The 7,064-nt window shown below is 58.2% G+C and carries 8 protein-coding genes; 1 reads left to right on the forward strand and 7 read right to left on the reverse strand.

Annotated features, from left to right (window positions below; all coding sequences use genetic code 11):
* From recN to HMPREF2912_RS12375, 5 genes are all read right to left on the reverse strand, one after another.
* Positions 1 to 1,677, reverse strand: coding sequence for a DNA repair protein RecN (gene recN / locus HMPREF2912_RS12355; protein WP_070524786.1), 1,677 nt, complete (start codon positions 1,675 to 1,677; stop codon positions 1 to 3).
* Between the two features lie 38 nt (positions 1,678 to 1,715).
* Entirely contained in the window at positions 1,716 to 2,627 is a 912-nt protein-coding gene (locus tag HMPREF2912_RS12360; protein ID WP_070524783.1) for an NAD kinase, read from the reverse strand.
* Positions 2,624 to 3,433, reverse strand: a complete 810-nt coding sequence (locus HMPREF2912_RS12365; RefSeq protein ID WP_070524781.1) for a TlyA family RNA methyltransferase — start codon at positions 3,431 to 3,433, stop codon at positions 2,624 to 2,626. The genes HMPREF2912_RS12360 and HMPREF2912_RS12365 overlap by 4 nt, the downstream gene beginning before the upstream one ends.
* 191 nt (positions 3,434 to 3,624) lie before the next feature.
* Positions 3,625 to 4,608, reverse strand: a complete 984-nt coding sequence (locus tag HMPREF2912_RS12370) for an HAD-IIA family hydrolase (RefSeq protein WP_070524845.1) — start codon at positions 4,606 to 4,608, stop codon at positions 3,625 to 3,627.
* Positions 4,608 to 5,546, reverse strand: a complete 939-nt coding sequence (locus HMPREF2912_RS12375) for a tetratricopeptide repeat protein (protein ID WP_070524779.1) — start codon at positions 5,544 to 5,546, stop codon at positions 4,608 to 4,610. Before HMPREF2912_RS12375 ends, HMPREF2912_RS12370 begins: the two co-directional genes overlap by 1 nt.
* Before the next feature lie 224 nt (positions 5,547 to 5,770).
* Between HMPREF2912_RS12375 and HMPREF2912_RS12935 the strand changes: the two genes are divergently transcribed.
* The gene (locus HMPREF2912_RS12935; protein WP_141746426.1) at positions 5,771 to 6,091 is read left to right on the forward strand and encodes a hypothetical protein; all 321 of its coding nucleotides are present in this window, start codon (positions 5,771 to 5,773) and stop codon (positions 6,089 to 6,091) included.
* A gap of 195 nt (positions 6,092 to 6,286) precedes the next feature.
* On the opposite strand, the gene HMPREF2912_RS12385 is transcribed toward HMPREF2912_RS12935, so the two are convergent.
* Both HMPREF2912_RS12385 and HMPREF2912_RS13430 read right to left on the reverse strand, forming a co-directional pair.
* Positions 6,287 to 6,703, reverse strand: coding sequence for a hypothetical protein (locus tag HMPREF2912_RS12385; protein WP_070524775.1), 417 nt, complete (start codon positions 6,701 to 6,703; stop codon positions 6,287 to 6,289).
* Positions 6,700 to 6,927 carry an HNH/ENDO VII family nuclease gene (locus HMPREF2912_RS13430; protein ID WP_083304457.1) on the reverse strand — a complete coding sequence of 76 codons (228 nt, stop codon included), beginning with the start codon at positions 6,925 to 6,927 and terminating at the stop codon, positions 6,700 to 6,702. Before HMPREF2912_RS13430 ends, HMPREF2912_RS12385 begins: the two co-directional genes overlap by 4 nt.
* Between the last annotated feature and the right edge of the window lie 137 nt (positions 6,928 to 7,064).

The following is a 7,064-nucleotide window of genomic DNA, read 5'->3' on the forward strand; positions in this document are numbered from 1 at the left end:
TCAAGGTGTGGAAGGCGCGCGGAAAGTCTCGACTTCTGCTTGAGCCCTATCGAAGAGCTCTTGTGCATGCGCGCGGCCCGTCTCGGTGTCATCGAGGCCAGCGAGCATACGCGCGAGCTCCTCAACGCGCTCCTCGGCGGCCAGATCCGCAACACCCGACGTGAATTTCTCCTTCGACACGTGCAAGTGTGAGTCCGCATAGGCGGCCACTTGCGGCAGGTGGGTGACACAAATGACCTGGTTGGTGGTGGACAGCCGCGCTAGACGACGCCCAATCTCCACCGCCGCGCGGCCACCGACGCCGGCATCCACCTCGTCGAAGACCAAGGTGGTCCCGTCGCCGCTGGCCAAAACTACCTCCATGGCCAGCATGACGCGCGAGAGCTCACCGCCCGAGGCCGCAGAAGCCAGGGGCTTACCGTTGAGTTGAAATTCGACCTCATCCGCGCCGGACTTGGAGTACTTCGTTTTCTTGACGACGGCCGTCAAGATGGAGTTCGGCATGGCCAGACCATGAATTTCCTCGGTAACCTGAGCCCCGAGCTTCTTCGCGGCCTTGGTGCGAGCGGCAGTGAGCTTTTCGGCTTTGGACACCATCGTCTTTTCGGCCTCCATTACCTCCTTCTTTAAGGCCTCGAGGGCCTCGGTAGAGGTATCCAACGTAGCGAGTTTGGCCTCAGCGGCATCCCGCCAGGCCAAGACTCCATCGATATCAGCAGCATATTTGCGGGTAAGCCGCTTGAGCTCCTGTTGGCGCTGTAGGGATTCCTCGAGGAGGTTGGGATCGGCGGGTAGATCGCTCAAATACGTCGTGAGCTCGGCAGCGATATCGGTCAATTGCGCGGTGACTTCGCTAACGCGCTCCCCTAGGCGAGCGAGCTCGGTATCACTTGCCCCAGCGAGTGCTGATTCGGCGGCGCCGACAAGATTGACGGCGGTGTCCTCATCCCCAAATCCTTCGCCCCCATCCAGAGCGCTGAGAGCGGTGGCTGCGCCCTCACGCAAAGCATCAACATCTTGCAAGCGCTTAATAAGGGTCACGAGTTCGGCATCTTCGCCTGGTTGCGGATCGAGCTCGGAAATTTCCTTAATAGCGAACTGCAACCTGTCAACTTCCTGCGCCATCTCGCGCCGTGATTCCGTACGACGCTGATAGTCCTTAGCCAACGCGCGCCAGTGGCTAAACGCATCGGTATATGCGGTGCGAACCTTGTCAATCGCAGGTTCAAAGCGATCGATCGCTGCCAATTGTTGATCGGCAGATAGCAAACGCAGCTGGTCGTTCTGACCGTGCACAGTAATCAGGTGGGAGGCGAACTCCCCCAATGTCGCCGCTGGCACTGAACGCCCACCCAAGTAGGCGCGTGAGCGTCCCGCCGCCGACACCGTGCGGGAGGCAATGAACTCGCCGTTTTCATCTGGCTCACCGCCTGATTCTTCGACTACCTTCGCTACGGCAAGAGAACTGGAAGAAAAATGCCCTTCTACGGCTGCTTTCGCGGCGCCATCGCGCACACGTGATGCATCCGCGCGACCGCCGGCGAGAAGGCGTAGGCCGGTTACCACCATGGTCTTACCAGCGCCGGTTTCGCCGGTGAGCACGGTGAGTCCTGGCGATAGTTCCGCTGCGGAGCTTTCAATCACGCCGAGGTCAGAGATGCTGATATCAACGAGCACGGTGAGCTATCTTCCTTCCTGAATACGCACTAAACAACCTAGTGACGCGGCCCGCGCCAACCTTCCACGGGGAGGCGCAGCTTGGACACCAGACGATCAGTGAATGGCTGCTGATCTAGACGTACCCAGCGCACCGGCCTTTCACCACGAACGACCTCCGCGCGCGAACCTGGAGGCATCGAGACTTCCCGGAAGCCGTCAAGGATAACCACAGCCGGAGTCGTCGCCGACGCCGATTCCACCGCGACTTGCGAATCCGGAGACACCACGAGCGGTTTGGTAAACAAGGCATGCGCGTTGTTTGGCACAACCAGGATGGCATCAAGAGAAGGCCACAGAACTGGCCCGCCGGCGGAGAAGGCATAGGCCGTGGATCCAGTCGGAGTGGAGATGAGCACGCCATCGCAACCAAAAGCAGATACCGGGCGCCCATCCACCTCGAGGATGGCGTCCAGCACCCCCGAGCGGTTGAGATTCTCAATCGACGCCTCATTGAGCGCCCAGCTACGCTCACGCAGTTTCCCGTCAGCATCGAACACGGTGACGTCGATAGTAAGCCGATCTTCGACCTCATAGGATTGCTCGATAACTCGCACCAACGCGCGGTCGAGCGACTCCGCTTCCCACTCGGCCAGGAAGCCGACGTGGCCCAGGTTTATTCCAAGCACGGGAACATCGACGGCGCGCGCCATATCTGCCGCGCGCAAAAATGTGCCATCGCCACCAAGAACCAGCACCAATTCACAACCTTCGGCAGCAGCTGGCGTATGCCGAACATGCTGCAGGCCCGGAAGGACGGTATCCGCTGCGCACACGCGCACCTTGATGCCTGCCTCCTGGAGCAGCTCCGCCGCGCGATGCGTAGCGGCAAGATTATCCGCGCGGCTCGCGTGCGGAACAAGAAGAATTTCGCGGCGGTTGGTGCCCTCCGCGGCGACACTACTGCTCACTGGGGTCCTTCCTTGATAGCCGTCTCGATCATTGCATCAAGCCTATCTTCCGGGGTGGACAATCCATCCTTGACCAACCAAAGGAAGTACTCAACATTGCCGCTTGGTCCAGGTAACGGCGATGCTGCCACGCCTTTCACGCTGAGCCCGAGCCCCTGAGCGAAGATAGCGACATCCTTGGTTACTTCCGCCCGTAGCTCAGGAGAGCGCACCACACCACCGGACCCTATCCGGTCTTTGCCCACCTCAAACTGTGGTTTGACCATGGGCAATAGCCACGCGCCATCAGCCATGCACGATGCAATCGCTGGCAGTACAAGCTTCAGGGAAATAAACGATAGGTCACCAACCATGGCGTCGCAGGGACCATTCGTGTGCTCAAGTGTCAGGTGGCGAATGTTAGTGCGGTCGAGCACCGTAACCCGTTCGTCATTCTGCAAACGCCACAACAACTGCCCGTAGCCCACATCGACAGATAGCACCTCCGCGGCACCGCGGCGCAGGCACACATCGGTAAAGCCGCCAGTCGACGCCCCCGCGTCCAACACACGCTTTCCCCTAAGATCGACGTCGAAAGCCTCGAGAGCGCCAAGGAGCTTGTGCGCGCCACGCGAAGCCCAATCATCCCCCTCGCTGGCCTCAACCTTGATAGATACCTCGGGCTCAACCACCGTCGCGGGCTTCATCGCCTTGAAGCCCCCGACGGTCACGCGGCCGGCCTTGATCATCTCAACGGCTTGTTCCCGTGAGCGCGCAATCTTTCGGCGCACTAGCTCCGCGTCGAGACGGCGGCGTTGCGGTGGCATGAAAAGCTCCTCTTCCCTTAGAATCCTCGACGGTCAGCGCTAATTGTCTTGGAGCGCATCCCGCAGCACAGTATGAGCGCGATCCAGCTGAACAAGTTCTTGTTCAAGGCTCTCAGCTGGTTCATTGAGAATCTCCGCGAGCGACGCATCCAGCTTCTCGGGAGCCAAAACCGCGCGCGGGTCATGAGGCTTTACCGCCATGTAGACACAACCCTCTCCGCGGCTTCACTCCGTGGCTGAATGTAGCGAGGCGGCTCAGCACCGGCCCAGGCAACTTCGAGGACAGTGCGCAGCGCCTCGATCGACGTCGATTTCTCGTTCCCGCCTTGAAGAACAATGTCGTAGCCGTCAAACCGTGCCCGGAAGCCTCCCTGGGAACCTGGGCGCGCCTGTGCGGCCGATAAGGAGAGCTCGTGGAATCCTGCACCAATGAAATCAGGGCGTTCCTCCGCAGTAGCTTCAATCAGAGCAAGCTCCCGGGACACTCCTGTAAGGACGTGGAAGGTATCCATTGCAGCGTTGTTGCCGCCAACAATGTCCGTGTCAAGGCGGTCCCCTACAGCTAGAGGCTTCGTCGAGCCCACGAGCTTAGCTGCTTGAGTGAACATAGCGGGTTCCGGCTTACCTGCCGAAATAGGTTCTACGCCGGTAGTTGAAACGATAGCTGCGACTAGCGAGCCGTTGCCCACAGCCATTCCGCGCTCCGTCGGAAGAGACGTATCCAGGTTGGAGGCAAAGAACTTTGCGCCGTGATTAATTGCCAACGCGCCTTCGGAGAGCTGCTCCCAGCCCACCGACTTGTCCATACCTTGCAGGACCGCGGCGGGCTTATCGTCGGCACTGTGTACAACATCGAAACCCGCCTCACGCGCCAGTGAACGGAATGAGTCCGCGCCGATGACGAGGACTTTCGCGCCTGCCGGAAGTTCCTCACGAGCGATCTTGACTACGGCTTGCGCAGAGGTAACAACGTGTTGCGCATCCGTCTCCAAGCCGATCTCGCCGAGCATACCGGCTACGGTTTGGGGGCTTCGGGATGCATTGTTCGTGACATAAACTGCAGGAATACCGCAGGAATTCACCACGTCGACGACACACTGGAGAGCCTGTCCGCCCTCCCATACTGTTCCGTCGAGATCGAGGAGCAATGAATCATGGGTTTTGAGAATACTCATTATTTGCACTCGGCCAGACGCTCTGCAGCGTCGGTCCAGTCTCCTTCATCGATGTCAATCGCGTGCTGGAACCACTCCCGGGCCTCTTCCTTGCGGCCAGCCTCCAACAAAGCATTGGCATAGGCGTAGGAAAGGCGGCATGCCGAGAATCCCGTGGAATCCTTAGAAGGCTTTGCGCGTTGGATGGTAACTACGGCGGAATCTGCCTGCCCCATGTCCAATCGCGCCCCTGCAGCAACGATAGCCAACTCGATCGCGTCCTCCGCCGCGAGTTCCTTGGCCTCCTCGCCGCGCCACAAATCAACAGCCTTTTCTGGGCGCCCGAGGCCTCGCTCGCAATCAGCCATGACGGCGAGCAGCCCAGGGCCACCGGAAATGCGGCGCGCTGCACGCAGCTCCGCAAGGGCTTCCTTCCACTCTCCAGCCCTATATGCAGCGATTCCGTTCATTTCACGGACGACTGATACACGTCCGGCACGGTCTTTGGCAGCACGTGCATGGCGTAGCGATAGTTGGGGGTCGTCCTCAAGCCACGTTGCCGCCATGATGAGGTGTTTAGCAACGGCTTCGGAGTTTTCCTTGGAGAGCGACGAAAGATCCTGAAGTACCGAAGGATCAAGATCCGTAATGTCGATATCAGATGGCAGGTCTGGATCTGTCATACGACGATTGATGCGCTCCTCACGGTAGCCTGAACGCTGTGGGTGCGAGACCTTGTTTTTGCCGCTGCCATGGCCATTGCGGTCGTTGCGGCGAGGTTTAGCGCCTGCGCGGCCACCTCGGCGGTCGTCTCGGCGATCACCGCGACGCTCTTCTCGACGCCCCGCTGCGCCGCCGTGCTTCTCAAACTTGCGGCCCCCAGAGCCGTAGTGCCCACGGTTGCCTTCTGCGGAACCTTCGCGGCCACGGCCGTGGTTACGGGAGTTGGATTCAGACATTAAAGCCATGCACTTTCTGCGGTAGACGTGTCCGTATGTACCGAACCAGTCTACAGGTCACGGCCCCAGAAACGGCAATACGAACCATCTGCTAGTGAAGTCCCCCACAACCTACGGCCCCAGTTTGGCGACTACACACTATTCGGCGGCCAGGCAACCTCATCCAAACGCCACTCATCACGCACGCACTCTAATCCCGCAGCCACCTGCGAAGAGCTAAGTCCATGCTCTACGCTTCCGTGCTCCAATGGCATACCACGGACGACTGCCCAAAAGGTCCAACCGTTGTTGCGCATGGCGTTAAGACGAATCCTTTCGGCATCCCGGGCCAGGGCTACGCCCTGCATACCCATCCGGTTTGGGCTAACTCCTTCGACGCACACTTCAATGCAACGGGAATCGCCATTTGGAGCGAGAACAAGACCCTTCGTCGCATACAGGTAGTGCTTCTTTCCTGTTCGGGGGTGCCCTTCACTACAGAAGAAACTGCCCAAGAACACAGGGTAGAAGTCAATCCAACCATTGTTCCAGGCGAGGCGAATTAGACACGTGAACGGGCCTGACCCCCGGAAAGTAGACACGTCGGGGGTTAGCTATGCTGCTTGGGTTGGTGTAGCTGATGTGAGTGCTTCGAAGTCATTGGCGGTTAGAAGGCCGCACCAGGAGTGCCGTCTGTGCCACTTTCCGATCATTTAGTACGTCGTTAATTCATCCAGTTGAGCCGGGCTCGCAAAGCCTGTTTATCCGTAGCTGTGAACCCACTCCTCGAATGTCTTGAAGGGGCCTTCAACGTAGTCCTTTTCTTGAAAATCGTACATTCCACATATAACCGACCCATTGGGCTTCTGTTCGAAGACGCCCCAGACAAAACCGTCATCATAGGCTACTGGGAAGAAGCGTTTTGAATCGACAAGATCGACTGACCGGAAATCTTCTAGAAACCCTTCGAAGGCGTTTTCATAGACTCCGTATGGGGCAGGTGTGAAGAAAACTAACGATGGCGGAGAAAAGGCCGTGTAATGCTTCCAGAATTGGAAGTATTGTTCGGGAATCCAAGATGGAGCCACCGACTTCAGCTGAGACAGTTCACTTTTACTTAGTCCGTGGCCGTACAAGTATGAGAGTAGCTTATCTGAGAGTTTTTTCTGACCGGTCATAGGTAGTCCAATGCCTTTTCTTTCCAGTATGTGTGTCTCCACTCCCTAAAGGATGCGCGGGCGTCAAGGGTTACATCTGTTGGAAACCCGCTCCCATTCATTCTGTGGAATAAAGGGAGAACTTTAGCGTTTTCTGTGTGCATCTGTTTTGTAATTTCTACTACAGCTGTTCGATCATCTTGGCCGATATGGTGCAAATTCACCGGGTTTCGATCTATCCCCATAGGGGCGCGCCATGCCTCATTAAATCGACATTGTTGCCAATTCCACCACCAACTTCCCGGGGAAGGCACACCTCTTTGTGCGGATTGAATACCTGTCTACCAGGGGCCTGGCCCCCGGAAAGTAGACACGTCGGGGG

It is taken from the genome of Corynebacterium sp. HMSC056E09, assembly GCF_001813425.1.
Taxonomy (GTDB): domain Bacteria; phylum Actinomycetota; class Actinomycetes; order Mycobacteriales; family Mycobacteriaceae; genus Corynebacterium; species Corynebacterium hesseae.